The following is a 19,112-nucleotide window of genomic DNA, read 5'->3' on the forward strand; positions in this document are numbered from 1 at the left end:
ATAGTAAAATAAATCAAATCAAAAGATTTAAAGATTAAACCGTCATAGAAAATAATTTGGTTTGAGGTGCATTTTTCATCATTCTCAGATCAAAAGCCATACAAATATTACGAATAAACGAACGACCATTTTCTTTTATAACTAAAGAATTTTCCGATAATTCAATAAGACCGTCTGCTTCAAACTCTCGTAATCTTTCGATGATTTCAGGATAATTTTTTTGAATAATTCCATCTTCCCAGCGGGTTTCCAACAAACACATTAAATTAAGTATGTGTCTTCTAATAAATAAATCTTCCTCACTTAAGATATGCCCTCTAAAAACAGGAAGTTCTTGATTATTAACTTTTTGGTAGTATTCTTCTATAGTTTTTACATTTTGAGCAAATGCATACCAATTATCTGAAATCGAAGAAACTCCTAATCCGATCATTACTTGAGTGGAAGAGGAAGTATATCCCATAAAATTTCTATGTATTTTTCTATTTAGCATGGATTGGTACAAAGAATCTGATTTTAAGGAAAAATGATCCATTCCGATTTCAAAATATCCCATATTTTCCAATAACTCTTTACCTTTTTCATACAATTCTCTTTTTTCCTCACCGCTTGGCAAATCCCCATCTTTGAAACCTCTTTGTCCTACACCTTTAATCCACGGAACATGAGCATAAGAATAAAATGCAATTCTGTCGGGTTGCATTACTTCGGTCATCTTGATGGTATGCTTCACTTTATTTAAATTTTGAAAAGGCAGCCCAAAGACTAGATCATGGCTTATACTTTCATATCCTATTTCTCGAGCTATATCGGTTACTTTTTTAACGTTTTCAAGGGGTTGAATACGGTGTATCGCTTGTTGTACTTTAGGATCGTAATCTTGAACTCCAAAACTTACTCTTCTAAATCCGAGATTGTATAAGGATTGAAGATGTTCACGGGTGGTATTATTCGGATGCCCTTCAAAACTAAATTCTTTTTCCGAATGAATTTCTGCTTTTGAGAAAATATTTTCTAATAAATACGTTAGATTTTCAGGAGAAAAAAACGAGGGAGTTCCACCTCCTAAATGTAATTCTTTTATAACGGGTTTTTCAGGCAGTAAAGCTAGATACAACTGCCATTCTTTTAAAAGAGTTTCTATATATACTAACTCAACATTATGCTGTTTAGTAATACGCTTATTGCACGCACAAAAAGTACATAAACTTTCACAAAAAGGAAGGTGAATATACAAACTAATGCCTTCTCTTTTATTACTTTCTAAAAAAGATTTTTGTAGCGTTTGAATCCATTTTTCACAAGAAAAATTTTTTTCATCCCAATAGGGTACCGTAGGATAACTGGTATATCTGGGACCGGGTACATTATATTTTTGTATAAGAGTATTATTTTGCATATTTCGTTTCGTTACTGCAAATTTATTGATAACAAAATATATGATTTACATAATTCAATTACTTTGAATTATGTATTTATAAATCAAACCAATAAAGTTATTTAAAATTTATTAAGAAGGTAAACCCAGGATAAAAAATTAATTAAAAAAAATGTCAAAAACAATAATAATCAATAAAAGATATGAAATGATTGATTTATATTGAATTAAATTTAAACCATTTTTTTACCCAAATACTAACTGATGGCTTTTCTTATTTTTACCAATTTTTCCAACAAGTTTTCCAGTAAATCCAGTTTTAACATATTTGCACCATCGGAAAGGGCAATTTCAGGTTTCGGATGAGTTTCAATGAAAATTCCATCAGCACCAACGGCAATACCTGCTTTAGCAATAGTTTCAATCATATCGGGTCTTCCTCCCGTTACACCGGTTGTTTGATTGGGTTGTTGTAATGAATGCGTAACATCTAATATTACAGGAGCGTAGTTCCTCATAGTTGGTATTCCTCTGTAATCTACAATTAAATCGTGATATCCAAAAGAAGTTCCTCTATCAATAATTGCATAGTTGGAATTTCCTGAATCTTTAATTTTTTGAGCGGCAAATTGCATGGCTTCTGGAGACAAAAATTGACCTTTTTTTAAGGTAATATACTTTCCGGTTTTTGCAGCCGCAACTAACAAATCGGTTTGTCTAACCAAAAAAGCAGGAATTTGTAATACATCCACATATTTTGCAGCCCATTGAGCATGTTCGTTTTCATGAATATCGGTAGTGGTGGGTATTGAAAATGTATCACCAACTTTTTTTAAAATTTCTAAAGATTTTTGCTCTCCAATCGTGGTGAAGCTGTCAACTCTTGATCGATTTGCCTTTTTGAAAGAACCTTTAAAGATATAAGGAATACCTAATTTATCAGTAATTTCAACAATTTTTCCGGCAATATCCATAGCCATTTGCTCACCTTCAATAATACAAGGTCCTGCAATTAAAGTGAAATTATTAGTAGTTGTATTTTTTATTTTAGGAATTGAATATAAGCTGTTTTTCATGAGGAAACTTTTTTACAAATTTAGTATATATTTATGATCCATAGAAATTACCGATAGATCACTTTTATAAAAGGTTGAAATGAAATTACTTTCCAATAAAAAATGATTATTTATAAAAAATATATACTAATTAAAAGATGTAAAATTGTATAAAAACACTTATAATTTTTATGAAAATGATTTAAAAATACCAATTTAACAATTTAGCTAAAATTTATTGCGGTGTATTGAAATGAATATAAGTTCTCCATTTTTCTATCACCTGTTTCATATCATCAGGTAATTCAGTTTCAAAAAACATTTCTTTTTTTGTTCTTGGATGAACGAAACCTAAGGTACGAGCATGCAAAGCCTGTCGCGGAAGAACTTGAAAGCAATTTTCAACAAATTGTTTATATTTTGTGAAAGTAGTTCCTTTTAGAACAATGTTTCCTCCGTATCTTTCATCATTAAAAAGAATATGCCCTAAGTATTTCATATGGGCCCTAATTTGGTGAGTTCTTCCGGTCTCAAGTTGACATTCAACCAATGTAACATAACGGAATCTTTCTAAAACCTTGTAATGGGTTACCGCATGTTTACCATGAGAACCATCAGGGAAAACAGCCATTTGCATACGGTCTTTCAAATCGCGTCCTATATGACCGTTTATTGTTCCTTCATTTTCCTCAAAATTACCCCAAACTAATGCATTATACACCCTTTTAGTAGTCTTATTAAAAAATTGCTTAGCTAAATGATTCATCGCAAATTCATTTTTAGCAATTACCAATAATCCCGAAGTATCTTTATCAATCCTGTGAACTAGTCCGGGACGCTTGTCTAAGTCTGTTTGAAAATAGGGAAGAGTACTAAAATGGTAAGCCAAAGCATTAACTAGGGTGCCTTCAAAATTTCCAAATCCGGGATGTACCACCATTCCGGCTTTCTTATTAACCACCAACAAATCTTCATCTTCATAGATAATATCTATAGGAATATTTTGGGGAACAATACTCGTATCACGAGGAGGATGTGCTAAAACAATGGAAACGATATCATTAGGCTTAACCTTATAGTTAGATTTTACAGGTATATTATTAACTAAAACATTACCGGCAAGAGCAGCCTTTTGAATTTTATTTCTTGTAGAATTTTCTATTAAATTTACAAGATATTTATCAATACGTACGGAACCTTGACCTTTGTCTACAGTGATTTTAAAATGTTCATATAATTCATCCGCATCATTATTCTGATCAGTATCTAATATATCTTGCTTTTCCATAATATTTATAAATCTATCCTAACTATTCCAATATTACTCTCTTAGGTTTTTTCGGAGCATCATCTTTTGGAAGATGAACAGGTTGAGCCGAATTTTCTTGAATGTTAGAACTATTATTAGTAGTGTTAGTAGTTTCGTTAGAAGAAGGAATATTTTGATGATGGTTAGAAGAATTACTAATATCATGAGAATAATTAACAGAGTTCAAAGAATCGGAATATTTATGAATGTTAAAAGTTTGATCCAATTCTCTGATCTTTTCTCGTAAACTACTCAAAGGTTTATCACTAAGATATAAATCTATGGGTTGACCTTGATCATAAATAAATGAAGGAGCAGGCACTTGATAATAAACACGATTGTTTTCTGTTTTGGCAGGATCATCATAAGTTATATTACCAATTGAAAACAGGTTTTCTGTAATCAGTTTCTTGGCTGTTTCTTCATTTAAACCAATAAAATTAGGTACGGAAACATTTTTGGCAAGGCTTTTTGCCAATACAATAGTTAAAGGAGAAAAACGGGGTAACGTTAAACCCGGTTGTACTTCTTTACCTTTATATAATAGTTTTAGAACCGTATTTGTTGCCAAACTTGGTTCATAAATCGTATCGGTAACTTTTAATCCAACTAAATCTAATTGGCTGAAAGCTAAGTATTTGTATTTTCCGATAACATTGGGTACCGTTACAGGTTTCCATGTTTTGGCATTGGCTCGAATAAATATTCTTCTGCCTTTTTTAACATGCGAACCTATTAGAGGATATATATCTAGAATTTGATATGATTTATATTTAGGATCATACTTAGAAGTATCAATCTCATATTCCAAGTCATTATCTTCAAGCTTAACTACTGCTTGATCCAGAGTTAAATTATTTAAATTAGGAACTTCCACTTGAACACCGTGATTTGTGTAAGCATTCAACCATAGAAAGGTTCCTTGTAAAAGTCCAAAAAATATTACTATAGCTAGAATAATGCTGACCCAAAATTGCCAAGATCCTAACAGTTTTAAGAATTTCATACTTACATTTTACAAAGCAAATATATAAATAATAAAAATATTATGGTTTATTAGTTAAAAATATGTTTAATTTTGTACGTTCTAACTCTAAATAACAATAAATAATTAATTACTATTATAATAATTGAAATTTTATGATGACAGTCGGAATTGTAATGGGAGGCTATTCTGAAGAAAGTAACGTTTCTTTAAAAAGCGGTGATTATTTTTATTCTCAAATAAATAAATCTAAATATACTGTCTTTAAAATAACCATTTTAAAAGACGGATGGAATGTCATTATAAATGATCAATCATATCCTATAAATAAAGGAGATTTTAGTTTTCAGTTAAATGAAAAAAAAATCCATTTTGATGTGTTGTTAAATACAATACATGGAAATCCGGGTGAAAACGGATTGATGCAGGCATATTGGGAATTGCTGAATATTCCCTATTCAGGATGCTCTTTTTATAATTCTGCATTAACATTTAACAAAAGAGATACTTTATCCGTACTTAAAAAATTTAATGTATCGGTAGCCAACTCAGTTTATTTAAATAAAGGAGATCATATAGATGTTGATTCTATTATTGAAGAAGTAGGTTTGCCTTGTTTTGTAAAACCCAATCAGTCGGGGTCAAGTTTAGGAGTATCAAAAGTGAAAAAAAAGGAAGATTTCTTAACAGCCTTAGATTTTGCATTTAAAGAAGATAAAGCCGTATTGATAGAAAGTTATTTAGAAGGTAGAGAAGTTCAAGTAGGAGTATTTAAAAATCAAGGAGAAGTGGTTGTAGTAAATACAACCGAAATAATTTCAAAAAATGAATTTTTTGATTACGAAGCCAAATATTTGGGAGCATCAGAAGAAATAACTCCCGCCCCTCTTTCAGACGAAGAAGATAAACGAATAAGAGAGGCTGCAGCCCATATATACAGATCTTTAGATATGACCGGGTTTTCAAGATTAGATTTCATAATAGTTAATGGAACTCCCTATTTCTTAGAAATTAATACAACTCCCGGATGCTCACCGGCCAGTATATTTCCACAACAAGTTAAACAAGCAGGGTTGGATTTTTCGGAATTATTAGACAACGAAATTTCAATTGCATTACAAAGATTTGAAAATAAATAAACATGGAAAGAGTAGCAGTATTTCCTGGTTCTTTTGATCCAATTACCTTAGGACATTCAAATATAATTGAAAGAGCTGTCCCATTATTCGATAAAATTATTGTTGCCATAGGAAATAATTCCAATAAACAATATATGTTTCCCTTAGAAAAAAGAATGGAATGGATACGTGAGACAGTTAAAATATTTCCTAATGTAGAAGTTGACTCTTTTGATGGGCTTACGATTGATTATTGTGCAAAAAGAAAAGCTCCTTATATTATTAGAGGTCTTAGAAATCCAGCAGATTTTGAGTTTGAAAAAGCAATAGCACATACCAATCGCACATTGGCAAAAAAATCTGTAGAAACCGTATTCTTTTTAACATCATCCGGAAAATCTTTCATAAGTTCAAGCATTGTAAGAGAAATAATGAGATATAACGGAGATTATGAAATATTAGTGCCAAAAGCAGTTAGAATATGAATTTATTATTAAAATAATATATAACTAAGAACGGCTGCTAAGATTTTTTGTGAAATCAATATTCTTAAAATAAATAAAGTTCGATTAATGAAGGAGGAATGTTAATAATATCTAGTAAAACTTAGATAAAAATTATTGCTTAGTTAATTTTTTTGTATTTATTTTACGTGATATTTTTACGAATAGTTAAAAAATTAATTTATATATCAGATGGAAAAACAACAATTAACCCAAACAAATTCAAAGACTAGAGTAGGAGGATTAAATCCTTTTATTACGATCATTATTTTAATAGCTATAGGAGAATGCATTTATCACTTTGTACTAGGTGCACCTTCAAATTTTAAAGGTGATACTACCGATAGCGACCCTAAAACGTTTATGGGTATTATCCATAAAGGGGGTGTGATTGTTCCTTTTTTGATTTCCTTTTTACTTATGGTTATCGTATTTTCAATTGAAAGATTTTTTATCATTGGAAAAGCGGAAGGAACAGACAGCTTAACAAAATTTGTAAATGATATCCGTGTATTATTAGATAAAAACGATATCAATAATGCCATTTCATTATGTGATAAACAAAAAGGTTCTATAGGAAATGTAGTAAAAGAAGGGTTAATTTCATATAGAGCATTAGCTAATGATACAACTTTAGATAAAGAACAAAAATTAGTTTCATTAAACAAAACATTAGAAGAAGCTACCTCATTGGAAATGCCAATGCTTGAGAAAAATATGACTATTTTAGCAACAATAGCATCAATCGGTACATTAGTTGCCTTAATGGGAACCGTAATCGGTATGATCAAAGCATTCTTTGCTTTAGGTGAAGGAGGTGGGTCTCCGGATGCAGCTGCTTTATCAGTAGGTATATCTGAAGCCTTAGTAAATACTGCATTAGGTATTGGTACTTCAGCACTTGCTATAATTGCTTATAACTATTTTACATCAAGAATAGATACTTTAACTTTCAAAATTGATGAAATAGGTTTAAGTATTCAACAGTCTTTTTCTGCTCACCATTAATTAAGTTTCTAATTTTCTTTAAAGAGTAAAGAAAATTAAAAAGATAAGATTAAAAATTATTTTAAAAACTTAAAAAATAATATGGCAAGAGTTAAACCAAAAAGACACGGGATACACATAGATATGACGCCAATGAGTGATTTGGCGTGGTTGCTGTTAACGTTCTTTATCTTGACAACACAATTTAAGCCTAAAGAAACGGTAACCATTGATCCGCCTTCATCTATATCTCAAATTAAAGTCAGAGATCATGGAATGATGAAGATATCTATAACTTCAGATGGAAAATACTATTTCTCAATGGATGAGGAAAAATACAAAGTTCAATTGCTCGATGCAATGGGAAAGAAGTATGGCATCAATTTTACGGATAGAGAAAAAAGCGAATTTAAAAAATTAACGGATTTCGGGGTATCAATAACCGGTCTTAAGCAATATTTAAATATTCCGGAAGGACAAAGAGAATCTGTAAAAGTTCAGGGAATACCGGCAGACAGTGCAAAACCTGAAATTACCGATTGGGTTTTTGAAGCTAGAGAAATAGCTAAGAAAAATGGCGATTCATTAGACTTAGGGATCAAAGGTGATGTTAATACGCAATATCCTGTATTTAAAAATCTTTTATCTAGATTACAGGAGAAGAATATGAATAAATTTCAATTAATTACGTCAGCCGAAAGTAAACCGGAATAATGTAATTAAATTAACCCATTAACGAAAAAGAAAAATATGTCAGCAGGCGTAGATACAAGTAATAGTGGAAAAGGGGATGGAAAGGTAAGGGCTAAAAAAATGAACCTTAATGTGGATATGGCACCGATGTGTGATTTAGGTTTCCTTTTAATTACATTTTTCATGTTTACAACCACATTCAGTAAACCGAATATCATGCATTTAAACATGCCACCCAAGGTTGAAATCCCCCCTTCTAATATTCCTGAAATTAAAACAAAGAATTCGTTAACTATAATTTTAGGAAAAGACGATAAAATATATTGGCATCAACAGGAACAACAGGATTTAAATGCTTCCACTCTGATGGAATCCGACTATTCAAAAGAAGGAATACGTAAAGAAATATTACGAGCTCAGAAACAAGCAGATCAAAATAAATTCACTGTGATTATAAAACCTACCGATGATTCAAGTTATAAGAACTTGGTGGATATATTAGATGAAATGGAAATTACTAATTCTGATCGATACGGAATTAAAGAGCTTTCTTCAAAAGAAAAAGCAGTATATAAAGAAAAAGTTAATAACTAACGAAAAATTAAAAGAATGGCAGAAAATAATATGAAGTCCTTAGACGACATAGTTTTTGAACATAAAAATAAAGACTATGGAGCCTATTGGATAAGAAATACAGAAAGAAAATATCTGACAAGAGCATTTATTATAGGAACGGCTATCTTTATTGCATTCGTTTTGTTATTATATTTTTATAACAGATGGCAAGCTAACAGCGGAGAAGTACAAAAGGCGGTAAATATTGAATTAACGGATATACAAACTCCTGAAGAGGAAAAAGAAGAAATCTTTGAACCTAAAGATGAACCGCCACCGCCACCACCCGTACAGCAAGATGAAGTGGCTCAAGTAAAAATGGTTATCCCTGAACCTAAAAAGGTTGTGGTTAAAGAAGAAACCGTTCCTAAAGTTCAAGATACCAAAGACAAGGCAATTGGATTAGAAGATAAAGAGGGAAAAAATACAACAGATGCAGCCATATCTCATGGACCTAAAAATGATGTACCTCCGGCACCACCACCGCCAATCCCTCCAGCAGATCCTAACAAAGTATTTACTCAAGTAGATCAAGAAGCCGAATTTAAAGGAGGAGGATTGAAAGAAGTAAGTAAATTTATTGCCCGTTATATGGAATATACAGATCGAGCAATAGATAATGGAACTGAAGGGAAAATAACCGTACGTTTCGTGGTAGAAAAAGACGGTAGCGTAACCGATGTTCAGGTTGCCGGTAAAAAATTGGGTGACGGGTTAGATGAAGTAGCTATTGCAGCTATTAAGAAAACCAGTAAAATGTGGACTCCGGCCAAAGTAAATAATCAACCGGTAAGATCTTATTTTAGAGTACCCGTAGCATTCAGATTGCCACAATAATTTTATAATTATTTACAATAATAGTAAAACTATCTCTTTTAGAAAGAGATAGTTTTTTTGTTTTTATATACAATTATATACGGATGAAATAAATTATTTAGATGCATTCTAAAAGAACGAAAGGTGATATAAGTCATAACACACAGGGTTAGACGTTTTTTAAATTTGTATTCCAAAATTAAACATTAAAGTATTATGACAAGATTTTACTCTTCCTCCATAGGAAGAAAGTTTATGATGGCTTTAACAGGCTTTTTTCTCATGATTTTTTTACTGGTGCATTTAGGAATAAATTTAACTCTATTTGCAGGTAATACAGATAATGAAGGAAAATTATTGCCTAAAGAAGAAGTGATTTTTAATCAGGCGTCACATTTTATGGCAACTAATCCCTTAATCCAGATCATGCAATATGTACTGGCTTTTGGCTTTATCTATCACATCTTCTTAGGTATTATATTAACTTCCAGAAATCAAAAAGCAAGAGGAAAAGAACGTTATGCCGTAAATCAGTTTTCAGCAAACACTCCTTTTAATTCAAGAACTATGATTTATACAGGGTTGTTAATTTTAATATTTTTATTATTACACCTTTATAATTATTTTGTTCCCATTAAATTCGGTACAGTAGGAGATGATTATTTATTAGTGACAGAATTATTTAAAAGTCCGGTATATACCTTAATATACGTCTTGGCTTTTATATTTTTAGGATTGCATTTAAGTCACGGATTTGCATCTTCTTTCCAGTCAGTTGGATTTAATCATAAAATTTATACTCCTGTTATTAAAATACTGGGAAAAGCATATTTTATATTTATCGCAGTTGGATTTGCCGCAATTGCAATTTATTTTTACTTCAAAGGCAATGGTTTAATTTAAATTATTTTAAGAAAATACTATTATGGGTATAAAATTAGAATCAAAAATACCGGAAGGAGATATCCATGAAAAATGGAAAAATCATAAAGATCATATGCGTTTGGTTGCGCCCAATAACCGAGGAAAAATAGATATAATTGTAATAGGTACAGGATTAGCGGGAGGTGCAGCAGCAGCATCGTTAGCAGAGATGGGGTATAATGTAAAAGCTTTCTGTTATCAAGATTCCCCGCGACGTGCGCACTCCATTGCAGCTCAAGGAGGGATCAATGCAGCTAAAAATTATCAAAATGATGGCGACAGCGTTTACAGATTATTTTATGATACAATTAAAGGAGGAGATTACAGAGCGAGAGAAGCAAACGTATACAGACTAGCTGAAGTTTCCAATTCAATCATAGACCAGTGTGTGGCACAAGGAGTACCTTTTGCACGAGAATATGGAGGACTATTAGATAACCGATCATTCGGGGGTACACAGGTACAAAGAACCTTTTATGCAGCAGGACAAACCGGACAGCAACTATTACTAGGTGCTTATTCCGCAATGAACAGACAAATAGGTAAAGGGCGTTTACAAATGTTTAATAGACATGAAATGCTTGATCTGGTAGTGGTTGATGGAAAAGCTAGAGGAATTATAGCCAGAGATCTGGTTACCGGAGAAATACAAAGACACTCTGCTCATGCGGTTGTTATTGGTTCAGGAGGATATGGAAATGTATTTTTCTTATCAACCAACGCGATGGGATCGAATGGAACAGCAGTTTGGAAAATACATAAAAAAGGGGCAGCCTTTGGTAATCCTTGTTTTACACAAATTCACCCGACTTGTATTCCGGTTCATGGAGATCAACAATCCAAATTAACCCTAATGTCAGAATCTTTAAGAAATGACGGGCGAATTTGGGTACCTAAAAAAATTGAAGATTCACAAGCTATACGTGCAGGAAAATTGAAACCTACTGAAATAGCTGAAGAAGACAGGGATTACTATTTGGAAAGAAGATATCCGGCTTTTGGAAATTTAGTTCCAAGAGATGTGGCTTCACGTGCAGCAAAAGAACGATGTGATGCAGGATACGGAATCGAAAATAATGCTACCGGAGAAGGAGTTTATTTGGATTTTTCTTCATCTTTTGTAAAATACGGTAAAGAAAAAGCAAATGAGCTGGATATTCACAATCCATCACAAGAAGAAATTATTAAATTAGGAAAAAAAGTAGTTGAAGAAAAATATGGAAACTTATTTACCATGTATGAAAAAATTACAGGTGATAATCCATACGAAACTCCAATGAAAATATATCCTGCAGTGCACTATACTATGGGAGGAATTTGGGTCGATTATAACCTAATGAGTACCATTCCGGGTTGTTTTGTAACGGGTGAAGCTAATTTCTCTGATCATGGAGCTAACCGCTTAGGAGCGTCAGCCTTAATGCAAGGGTTAGCCGATGGGTATTTTGTTTTGCCGTATACTATTGCTGACTATTTGGCCGATGATATACGTACCGGACCGATATCAACAGACTTACCGGAATTCGTAGAAGCTGAAAAACAAGTCAAAGATAGAATTCAACATTTTCTAACCAATAAAGGAACTAAAACCGTTGATTATTTCCATAAAAAATTAGGTCGTGTCATGTGGAACAAAGTAGGTATGGCTCGGGATGAAAAAGGATTAAAAGAAGCAATCTCTGAAATAGAAGAAATCAGAAAAGAATTTTGGAGAGATGTTAAAGTACCGGGTTCCGATAATACAATTAATATGGAACTTGAAAAAGCGGGTAGAGTGGCAGATTTCCTAGAATTAGGTCAATTAATGGCCATGGATGCATTAAATAGAAATGAATCATGCGGAGGACATTTCCGAATTGAATACCAAACAGAAGACGGTGAAACGCTGCGTAATGATGAAGAATATTCTTATGTAGCCGTTTGGGAGTATAATGGTGAAGATTTAAATAAAGAAATTCTGCATAAGGAAGATCTAAATTACAAATACATTAAAATAGCAGCAAGAAATTATAAATAACCTGTAAATAAAAATAAAAAAATGGCAGGAAAATTATTAAACCTAACACTAAAAGTTTGGAAACAAGCAGGTAGGGGACAAAAAGGAAAATTTGAAGAATATAAATTAGAAGGAGTATCTACTGAAAGTTCATTTTTAGAAATGTTAGATATGCTAAATGAGCAATTAGTAGAACAAGATAAAGAACCCGTTGCATTCGATCATGATTGTCGTGAAGGAATATGCGGAATGTGTTCACTATATATAAATGGAAGGGCTCATGGTCCGGATCGAGGAATAACCACTTGTCAATTACACATGAGAATGTTTAATGATGGAGACACTATTGTTATTGAACCTTGGAGATCAGCAGCTTTTCCTGTAATTAAGGATCTAATTGTTGATAGAACTGCATTTGACAGAATTCAACATGCCGGAGGATTTGTTTCTGTGAATACTTCAGGAAATACAATTGATGCTAATGCGATACCAATTGAAAAAGAAAAAGCAGATAAAGCATTTGCTGCAGCCGCTTGCATTGGTTGTGGAGCTTGTGTGGCTACTTGTAAAAATGGATCAGCCATGTTGTTTGTTTCTGCTAAAGTTTCTCAATATGCATTATTACCTCAAGGTAAAATAGAAGCTACCCGCAGGGTATTAAATATGGTTAGAAAAATGGATGAAGAAGGATTTGGTAACTGCACCAACACAGGTGCTTGTGAGGTTGAATGTCCTAAAGGAATTTCTCTTGAAAATATAGCCAGAATGAACAGAGAATTTTTACATGCCAGTATTGTAAATGATATTAAGGCAGAATAATTGTCAAATATTTTTAAGTATAATTTACAGTTCGAAGCGTACGTTTCGAACTGTTTTTTTATTTTATAATCTCATCTACTATATTAACATTGTATATCAATACTAACCCGAAAACTATTTATCCCAAAAAAAATAAAGATATATTACGAGCTTAATTGATCCGTAAACGTTAATAATCTTTCATAATTATTATAATTCAGAATTACCTTTGGTAAAATTTCAAATAAATTGAAAATATTATATTTCCTTATAATATGTTTTCCTTCTTTTATGATTAATAGGATTATAATCTTTCCATAATAATTGAATACTTTTATTATCTGCTAATTCAGGATTAGTTTCCAAATATTTAACACCTTTATTGTTAAATAAATCAAAGAATTCTTTCAATACAATGGCAGTAATTCCTTTCTTTTGATAATCGGGATGGATTCCTATCAAATAAAAATTAGCCCAGTCATTATTTTTGGAAGCTCTAAGTAAATGATACCATCCGAATGGAAATAATTTCCCTTTCGCTTTTTGTAAGGCTACGGAATAGGAAGGCATGGTTATGGCAAAACCCACTAAATTATTACTTTCATCTGCAATACAGATGACATAATCCTTATTTATAAATGGAATGTATTTTTCCTTATAATATTGTATTTGCTTATCTGAAAAGGGAACATAAGTGGGTAAAACCTTGTAGGTATCTTCTAACAATTTAAAAATTTCATCCGCTCGCTCAATTAATTCATCTTTCGTTTTAAACTGTAAAGATTTTAATTTATATTTTTGCTTTAATAAGTCGGAGAACCGAATAACTTTATCCGGTAATTCTTTAACTACTTCAATGTAAAATTCAACCCATTCATTAGCTTCAGTAAAACCTAATTTTTTAAAATGATCATGATAATAAGGAAAATTATAAATACCAATCATAGTAGCTAATTTATCATATCCTTTACTTAAAAATCCCGCCTTATCAAGATTAGTAAAACCAACCGGTCCTTCAACTCGTTGAATACCCTTTTCCTCAGCCATTTCATAAGCTTTATCTAAAAGTCTTTTGGTAACTTCAAGATCATCTATAACATCAAACCAACCGAATCGTAGTTTCTTTATTCCGGAAAATTTTTCCTCATTTTTATTGATAATCAAAGCAATTCTTCCAACGATTTCATTATCCCTGTAGGCAAGAAATTTTTTACATGTTGAAAATTCAAAAACAGGATTTTTAATTTCGTCGAAAATTGCCATTTCTTCAGAAATAAGCGCCGGTACATAATAAGGATTATTCTTATAGAGTTTAGTTGGAAATGTTACAAAATTTTTTAAATCTGATTTCGTGATAACCTCGTTAATACTAATTTTGTTCATGTACTGTTAGATTTACAAGTCTTTTTGGTTTTACAACTAAAAAGTTATAATTTTAGCAAATATACTTAGTATAAATTAATTTTAAAATTTACAAGAATAATAAGTCTATAAAGAATTTAAACAATTATGGTAAACGATCCCATTTATTTATTAATAACAGCAATTATTTTCATAGTAAGTACGATTGTCCAAGGACAATTAAAATCAAAATTTGAAAAATATTCCAAAACAAGGTTATCCAATGGTTTGAGCGGAAAAGAAATTGCAGAAAAGATGTTACGAGATAATGGAATAACCGATGTTAAAGTTACATCAACTCCCGGAATGTTAACAGATCATTACAATCCGGTAAATAAAACCGTCAATTTATCTGAAGGTGTTTATAACCAGCGGTCTACAGCCGCAGCAGCGGTTGCTGCTCATGAATGCGGACATGCCGTACAGCATGCCGTTGGATATTCCATGTTACAATTACGTTCCCAACTAGTTCCCATAGTTAGTATTAGTTCTAAATTTCTACAATGGGTATTATTAGCAGGGTTAGCTATTATGGTGTTTTCAGGAAATACGATTGTATTAGGAGTTGGAATAGGTTTATTTGCCATAACTACCCTTTTTGCATTTATCACCTTACCGGTAGAATATGATGCCAGTAACAGAGCATTAAAGTGGTTAGAAAATAATCATGTCGTTCAACCCGGTGAATATGATGAATGTAAAGATGCTTTGAAATGGGCAGCAAGAACTTATTTAGTATCAGCTGCCGGGTCTTTAGCTCAATTAATTTATTTCGTCATGATATTTTTAGGAAATAATCGAAGAAATGACTAACTAATAAGCCAATCATAACGAGTTATGAATTTTATAAATCCTATATATTACGGAGTTGAAGGAATCAGAGAAATCAATAAGTATATTCAAAGCTATCAACCTTCCAAAATAGTTTTTTTGGTGGATGAAAATACGCATGAGCTATGTTACCCGAAAATTATTACTGAAATTGAAAGTTCTGCTGAAATTGAAATTTTGGAAATTGATTCAGGAGAACATAATAAAAATTTATATATATGTATAAATTTATGGGAGGCTTTAACAGAACTCAAAATAGATAGAAAAGCCTTACTGATAAATGTTGGAGGGGGAGTACTTACGGATATGGGAGGATTTGTAGCAAACTGTTACAAGAGAGGAATTCCTTTCATAAATATTCCAACCACACTTTTAGCAATGGTGGATGCTTCCATTGGAGGAAAAACGGGCGTTGATTTAGGCAGTCATAAAAATCAAATAGGTAACTTTGTTTTACCTCAATTAGTTCACGTAGATGTTGGTTTCCTTACTACGCTTCCTACTGAGCAAATTTTAAGCGGTTTTGCAGAAATTATTAAGCACGGACTAATTGCAGATAAAAAATACTGGGAAGAAATAATTCGCTTAGATGATAGAAATCCCGATTATTTAGAACCATTGATAAAATCCAGTATTGAAATAAAAAAGAAAGTAGTTTCAAATGATTTTACCGAATCAGGATTAAGGAAAATATTAAATTTTGGTCATACCGTAGGTCATGCAGTAGAAAGTTTCTTTTTAGAAAATAACACCCCTATTTTGCATGGAGAAGGGGTAGCCATGGGAATGATTGTAGAAAGTTATATTTCCATGAAAAAAGGCTTTCTTTCTTATCCCGAATACGAAGAGATTAAGCTATATATTTCCTCTTTGTATCCTAAATTAAATCTGAAGAAAGACTATTTTGATGATATTTTTTCATTCATGCAAAACGATAAAAAAAATGTGAACCGGGAAATTAAATTTGTTTTATTGGAAAAAATAGGACAAGCAGTTTATGATATTTCTGTGGAAAAAGAACTTATTAAAGAGGCAATTTATTTATATATAGAGTAAGAAGGTTGAATATGGTTTAATTAATCAATTGAGAAAATATTATGAAATTAGCTAACTCTAATAGGTATCACTTTTTTCAATCCATATATGTAGATTTCATTTTGCAAAACCAATAAAAATCTATATATTTGCACTTCGAAAAAAATAATTAAAAAATTTTGATCTATGAATCATTACGAAACTGTTTTCATTTTAACTCCCGTTCTGTCTGATTCTCAGGTAGAGGAAGCAGTTAAATCATTTGAGGCTTTACTCAAAGAAAACAATGCAACTATTGTAAACCAGGAAAACTGGGGATTAAAAAAATTAGCATATCCAATTCAACTTAAAAGAAATGGATTTTACAATCTGATTGAGTTTCAAGCTCCCGGAGAAATTGTTAATACATTAGAATTAGCATTCAAGAGAGATGAAAGAGTACTAAGATTCTTAACTGTGAAATTAGACAAGCACGGGGTAGAATGGGCTAGAAAAAGAGAAGAAAAAGTTAAATCATTAAAAAAATAAGACATGGCAATTGATGAATTAGCAAAACAGGCAGCAGGAGGAAATGTCAGTGAAGTAAAATTCTTAAGTCAATTAGATATTGAGACTAAGACAGAAAAAAAATATTGCCGTTTTAAAAAATACGGTATAAAATACGTTGATTATAAAGATCCTGATTTCTTATTGAAATTTGTAAATGAGCAAGGTAAAATCCTTCCAAGAAGACTTACCGGAACATCTTTAAAATTTCAAAGAAAAGTATCTCAAGCAATTAAAAGAGCAAGACATTTAGCATTATTGCCATATGTTGGAGATCAATTAAAACCTTAATTTAAAGAAAAAAAGAGATCATGGAAGTAATTCTTAAACAAGACGTTGAAAATTTAGGACTAGAGTTTGACGTGGTTAGCGTAAAACCGGGTTATGCTCGTAACTTTTTAATACCAAAAGGATTTGCCTTATTAGCAACTCCTAAAAATAAAGCAGCATTAGAAGCTACTTTAAAAGAAAGAGAAGCAGAAGAAGCAGCTCAAGTTAAAGCAGCTAACGATATCGTTGCAAAATTAAAAGAAGTAGTAGTTTCTATTCCTGCAAAAGTAGGTGCCGGAGATAAATTGTTCGGTTCTATTAACAATTCAGACTTAGCAGAAGCATTAGCAAAAGCCGGAGTTAATGTAGATAAGAAATACATCAAAATTCCTGGAAATACTATTAAAAGATTAGGAAAATATACTGCAAAAATTCGTTTACACAGAACCGTTGAGTATGACTATTCCTTTGATGTAGTTTCCGATGGAGTTGCTGCAGAAGAATAATATAATTTATAAAAAGTAAATACAATACAAAAAACTGTCAGTTTAACTGACAGTTTTTTTATTGCTTAAATTCTTGGCTTATTTTATTTCTTATCTTATCTTTGATAAGAAAAATTATTTAAATATGAAAGTAGCAGATGTTGCAGAACTTTTAAAACAACTGGCGCCTGAGTCCAATGCAGAAAACTTTGATAATGTTGGTTTATTAGTTGGAGACCTTCAAGCTGAAATATCAAGCATTTTAATAACCCTGGATTGTTTAGATGAAGTAGTAGACGAAGCAATTCAAAAAAATTGCAATATGATTGTTACCTTTCATCCCATAATTTTTTCGGGTATGAAATCAATTACCGGTAAAAATTACGTTGAAAAAGCGGTTATTAAAGCCATCAAAAATGATATAGCAATCTATGCCATTCATACGAATTTAGATATAGCTAAAGAAGGTGTTAATTATGAAATATGTAAGCGTTTACATATTAAAAACAGTAAACCGTTAATTCCTAAAATTAGAAGCATTAAAAAGCTGCAAACATTTGTTCCTTTGACACATTTTACCCAAGTGCAACAAGCATTATTTAAATCCGGGGCAGGAGAAGTAGGGAATTATAAAAATTGCAGTTTTAGAGTTGAAGGAACCGGCACATTTTTACCAACAGAAAATTCTAATCCTTTTATTGGCAAAAAAAATGTAATTGAAGAAGTACAAGAGGTATTGATTAGTGTAATATTTGAGGATTTTAAACAAGCAACCGTTTTGGAAGCATTACGAAGATCTCATCCTTACGAAGAAATTGCTTATGAAATTTTCACTTTAGATAATGTAAATCAAGAATTAGGAATGGGTAGAATAGGAGAATTGGAAACCTCATTATCTCAAGAACAATTCTTATCATATCTTAAAGAAAATTTGCCTACCTCATGTATTCGCCATACCAATTTAAAAAATAAACAAGTCAAAAAGGTAGCAGTTCTAGGGGGAGCAGGTAGCTTTGCAATAAAAAACGCGTTAAATGCCAGAGCAGATGTTTTTGTGACGGCAGATATAAAATATCATGAGTTTTTCCTAGCAGAAGGAAAAATTCTTCTGGCAGATATAGGACATTATGAAAGCGAGCAGTTCACTAAAAATTTATTGCATAATTATTTACGTGAAAAATTAAATAATATCGATATTTTACTCTCTGAAATAAATACAAATCCGATAAACTATTACTTTAAATAATAGTTGAGTTTTAAAACTCCTTTTTATAAAATTGTGACAATTAATTTAGATATATCATAAAATATGATATTACAAGATTAATCAACTATATTGTAAATAATAGATGCTAAAAGACTAATTT

Annotated in this window: 20 protein-coding genes; 15 read left to right on the forward strand and 5 right to left on the reverse strand. The window is 31.5% G+C overall.

The features are described 5' to 3' along the window. Positions 1 to 34: 34 nt before the first annotated feature. From hemN to J3U20_RS00710, 4 genes are all read right to left on the reverse strand, one after another. Positions 35 to 1,399, reverse strand: coding sequence for an oxygen-independent coproporphyrinogen III oxidase (gene hemN / locus J3U20_RS00695; RefSeq protein ID WP_160543216.1), 1,365 nt, complete (start codon positions 1,397 to 1,399; stop codon positions 35 to 37). A gap of 236 nt (positions 1,400 to 1,635) precedes the next feature. Continuing rightward, the gene (gene kdsA, locus J3U20_RS00700; RefSeq protein ID WP_160543217.1) at positions 1,636 to 2,454 is read right to left on the reverse strand and encodes a 3-deoxy-8-phosphooctulonate synthase; all 819 of its coding nucleotides are present in this window, start codon (positions 2,452 to 2,454) and stop codon (positions 1,636 to 1,638) included. 214 nt (positions 2,455 to 2,668) lie between these two features. Next, positions 2,669 to 3,721: an RluA family pseudouridine synthase gene (locus J3U20_RS00705; RefSeq protein WP_160543218.1), complete on the reverse strand. Its 1,053-nt coding sequence runs from the start codon at positions 3,719 to 3,721 to the stop codon at positions 2,669 to 2,671. A 22-nt stretch (positions 3,722 to 3,743) separates the two neighbouring features. Continuing rightward, positions 3,744 to 4,748 (reverse strand): PASTA domain-containing protein, encoded by a 1,005-nt coding sequence (locus J3U20_RS00710; RefSeq protein WP_160543219.1) that lies wholly within the window; start codon positions 4,746 to 4,748, stop codon positions 3,744 to 3,746. 137 nt (positions 4,749 to 4,885) lie between these two features. Between J3U20_RS00710 and J3U20_RS00715 the strand changes: the two genes are divergently transcribed. The 9 genes from J3U20_RS00715 (at position 4,886) to J3U20_RS00755 (ending at position 13,198) form a co-directional block, all read left to right on the forward strand. After that, positions 4,886 to 5,866, forward strand: coding sequence for a D-alanine--D-alanine ligase (locus J3U20_RS00715; protein WP_160543220.1), 981 nt, complete (start codon positions 4,886 to 4,888; stop codon positions 5,864 to 5,866). 2 nt (positions 5,867 to 5,868) lie between these two features. After that, entirely contained in the window at positions 5,869 to 6,330 is a 462-nt protein-coding gene (gene coaD / locus J3U20_RS00720) for a pantetheine-phosphate adenylyltransferase (protein ID WP_105297745.1), read from the forward strand. Between the two features lie 210 nt (positions 6,331 to 6,540). Then, positions 6,541 to 7,356 (forward strand): MotA/TolQ/ExbB proton channel family protein, encoded by an 816-nt coding sequence (locus J3U20_RS00725; protein WP_160543221.1) that lies wholly within the window; start codon positions 6,541 to 6,543, stop codon positions 7,354 to 7,356. Positions 7,357 to 7,437: 81 nt separating this feature from the next. After that, entirely contained in the window at positions 7,438 to 8,049 is a 612-nt protein-coding gene (locus tag J3U20_RS00730) for an ExbD/TolR family protein (protein ID WP_105297743.1), read from the forward strand. Between the two features lie 36 nt (positions 8,050 to 8,085). Then, entirely contained in the window at positions 8,086 to 8,622 is a 537-nt protein-coding gene (locus J3U20_RS00735; protein WP_160543222.1) for a biopolymer transporter ExbD, read from the forward strand. A 15-nt stretch (positions 8,623 to 8,637) separates the two neighbouring features. After that, positions 8,638 to 9,480, forward strand: coding sequence for an energy transducer TonB (locus J3U20_RS00740; RefSeq protein WP_160543223.1), 843 nt, complete (start codon positions 8,638 to 8,640; stop codon positions 9,478 to 9,480). A 195-nt stretch (positions 9,481 to 9,675) separates the two neighbouring features. Further along, the gene (locus J3U20_RS00745; protein WP_160543224.1) at positions 9,676 to 10,362 is read left to right on the forward strand and encodes a succinate dehydrogenase cytochrome b subunit; all 687 of its coding nucleotides are present in this window, start codon (positions 9,676 to 9,678) and stop codon (positions 10,360 to 10,362) included. A gap of 22 nt (positions 10,363 to 10,384) precedes the next feature. Continuing rightward, on the forward strand, positions 10,385 to 12,400 hold the full coding sequence (locus J3U20_RS00750; protein WP_160543225.1) for a fumarate reductase/succinate dehydrogenase flavoprotein subunit: 2,016 nt from the start codon (positions 10,385 to 10,387) through the stop codon (positions 12,398 to 12,400). A 21-nt stretch (positions 12,401 to 12,421) separates the two neighbouring features. Beyond that, positions 12,422 to 13,198 carry a succinate dehydrogenase/fumarate reductase iron-sulfur subunit gene (locus tag J3U20_RS00755; RefSeq protein WP_105297739.1) on the forward strand — a complete coding sequence of 259 codons (777 nt, stop codon included), beginning with the start codon at positions 12,422 to 12,424 and terminating at the stop codon, positions 13,196 to 13,198. Between the two features lie 237 nt (positions 13,199 to 13,435). On the opposite strand, the gene J3U20_RS00760 is transcribed toward J3U20_RS00755, so the two are convergent. Further along, on the reverse strand, positions 13,436 to 14,560 hold the full coding sequence (locus J3U20_RS00760; RefSeq protein WP_160543226.1) for a GNAT family N-acetyltransferase: 1,125 nt from the start codon (positions 14,558 to 14,560) through the stop codon (positions 13,436 to 13,438). A gap of 126 nt (positions 14,561 to 14,686) precedes the next feature. On the opposite strand from J3U20_RS00760, the gene J3U20_RS00765 reads away from it, so the two are divergent. The 6 genes from J3U20_RS00765 (at position 14,687) to J3U20_RS00790 (ending at position 18,991) form a co-directional block, all read left to right on the forward strand. Continuing rightward, positions 14,687 to 15,391: a zinc metallopeptidase gene (locus J3U20_RS00765; RefSeq protein WP_105297737.1), complete on the forward strand. Its 705-nt coding sequence runs from the start codon at positions 14,687 to 14,689 to the stop codon at positions 15,389 to 15,391. Between the two features lie 24 nt (positions 15,392 to 15,415). Further along, the gene (aroB, locus tag J3U20_RS00770) at positions 15,416 to 16,465 is read left to right on the forward strand and encodes a 3-dehydroquinate synthase (protein WP_160543227.1); all 1,050 of its coding nucleotides are present in this window, start codon (positions 15,416 to 15,418) and stop codon (positions 16,463 to 16,465) included. Between the two features lie 165 nt (positions 16,466 to 16,630). Next, positions 16,631 to 16,972 carry a 30S ribosomal protein S6 gene (rpsF, locus tag J3U20_RS00775; protein ID WP_105297735.1) on the forward strand — a complete coding sequence of 114 codons (342 nt, stop codon included), beginning with the start codon at positions 16,631 to 16,633 and terminating at the stop codon, positions 16,970 to 16,972. 3 nt (positions 16,973 to 16,975) lie between these two features. Next, on the forward strand, positions 16,976 to 17,281 hold the full coding sequence (gene rpsR, locus J3U20_RS00780; protein ID WP_055425972.1) for a 30S ribosomal protein S18: 306 nt from the start codon (positions 16,976 to 16,978) through the stop codon (positions 17,279 to 17,281). A 20-nt stretch (positions 17,282 to 17,301) separates the two neighbouring features. Continuing rightward, positions 17,302 to 17,766 (forward strand): 50S ribosomal protein L9, encoded by a 465-nt coding sequence (gene rplI / locus J3U20_RS00785; RefSeq protein WP_105297734.1) that lies wholly within the window; start codon positions 17,302 to 17,304, stop codon positions 17,764 to 17,766. Between the two features lie 124 nt (positions 17,767 to 17,890). Further along, positions 17,891 to 18,991, forward strand: a complete 1,101-nt coding sequence (locus tag J3U20_RS00790) for a Nif3-like dinuclear metal center hexameric protein (RefSeq protein WP_160543228.1) — start codon at positions 17,891 to 17,893, stop codon at positions 18,989 to 18,991. Positions 18,992 to 19,112: the final 121 nt, after the last annotated feature.

Origin of the sequence: Apibacter sp. B3919, assembly GCF_026537405.1 — a bacterium.
GTDB lineage: Bacteria > Bacteroidota > Bacteroidia > Flavobacteriales > Weeksellaceae > Apibacter.

Excerpts from the sequence above, each read along its gene's own strand:
- J3U20_RS00750 (WP_160543225.1), top strand. The coding sequence starts at position 10,385 with ATGGGTATAAAATTAGAATCAAAAATACCGGAAGGAGATATCCATGAA.
- rpsR (WP_055425972.1), top strand. The coding sequence starts at position 16,976 with ATGGCAATTGATGAATTAGCAAAACAGGCAGCAGGAGGAAATGTCAGT.
- J3U20_RS00740 (WP_160543223.1), top strand. The coding sequence starts at position 8,638 with ATGGCAGAAAATAATATGAAGTCCTTAGACGACATAGTTTTTGAACAT.
- rplI (WP_105297734.1), top strand. The coding sequence starts at position 17,302 with ATGGAAGTAATTCTTAAACAAGACGTTGAAAATTTAGGACTAGAGTTT.
- J3U20_RS00790 (WP_160543228.1), top strand. The coding sequence starts at position 17,891 with ATGAAAGTAGCAGATGTTGCAGAACTTTTAAAACAACTGGCGCCTGAG.
- kdsA (WP_160543217.1), bottom strand. The coding sequence starts at position 2,454 with ATGAAAAACAGCTTATATTCAATTCCTAAAATAAAAAATACAACTACT.
- rpsF (WP_105297735.1), top strand. The coding sequence starts at position 16,631 with ATGAATCATTACGAAACTGTTTTCATTTTAACTCCCGTTCTGTCTGAT.
- aroB (WP_160543227.1), top strand. The coding sequence starts at position 15,416 with ATGAATTTTATAAATCCTATATATTACGGAGTTGAAGGAATCAGAGAA.
- J3U20_RS00730 (WP_105297743.1), top strand. The coding sequence starts at position 7,438 with ATGGCAAGAGTTAAACCAAAAAGACACGGGATACACATAGATATGACG.
- J3U20_RS00715 (WP_160543220.1), top strand. The coding sequence starts at position 4,886 with ATGACAGTCGGAATTGTAATGGGAGGCTATTCTGAAGAAAGTAACGTT.
- J3U20_RS00760 (WP_160543226.1), bottom strand. The coding sequence starts at position 14,560 with ATGAACAAAATTAGTATTAACGAGGTTATCACGAAATCAGATTTAAAA.
- hemN (WP_160543216.1), bottom strand. The coding sequence starts at position 1,399 with ATGCAAAATAATACTCTTATACAAAAATATAATGTACCCGGTCCCAGA.
- J3U20_RS00765 (WP_105297737.1), top strand. The coding sequence starts at position 14,687 with ATGGTAAACGATCCCATTTATTTATTAATAACAGCAATTATTTTCATA.
- J3U20_RS00745 (WP_160543224.1), top strand. The coding sequence starts at position 9,676 with ATGACAAGATTTTACTCTTCCTCCATAGGAAGAAAGTTTATGATGGCT.
- J3U20_RS00735 (WP_160543222.1), top strand. The coding sequence starts at position 8,086 with ATGTCAGCAGGCGTAGATACAAGTAATAGTGGAAAAGGGGATGGAAAG.
- coaD (WP_105297745.1), top strand. The coding sequence starts at position 5,869 with ATGGAAAGAGTAGCAGTATTTCCTGGTTCTTTTGATCCAATTACCTTA.
- J3U20_RS00710 (WP_160543219.1), bottom strand. The coding sequence starts at position 4,748 with ATGAAATTCTTAAAACTGTTAGGATCTTGGCAATTTTGGGTCAGCATT.
- J3U20_RS00725 (WP_160543221.1), top strand. The coding sequence starts at position 6,541 with ATGGAAAAACAACAATTAACCCAAACAAATTCAAAGACTAGAGTAGGA.
- J3U20_RS00755 (WP_105297739.1), top strand. The coding sequence starts at position 12,422 with ATGGCAGGAAAATTATTAAACCTAACACTAAAAGTTTGGAAACAAGCA.
- J3U20_RS00705 (WP_160543218.1), bottom strand. The coding sequence starts at position 3,721 with ATGGAAAAGCAAGATATATTAGATACTGATCAGAATAATGATGCGGAT.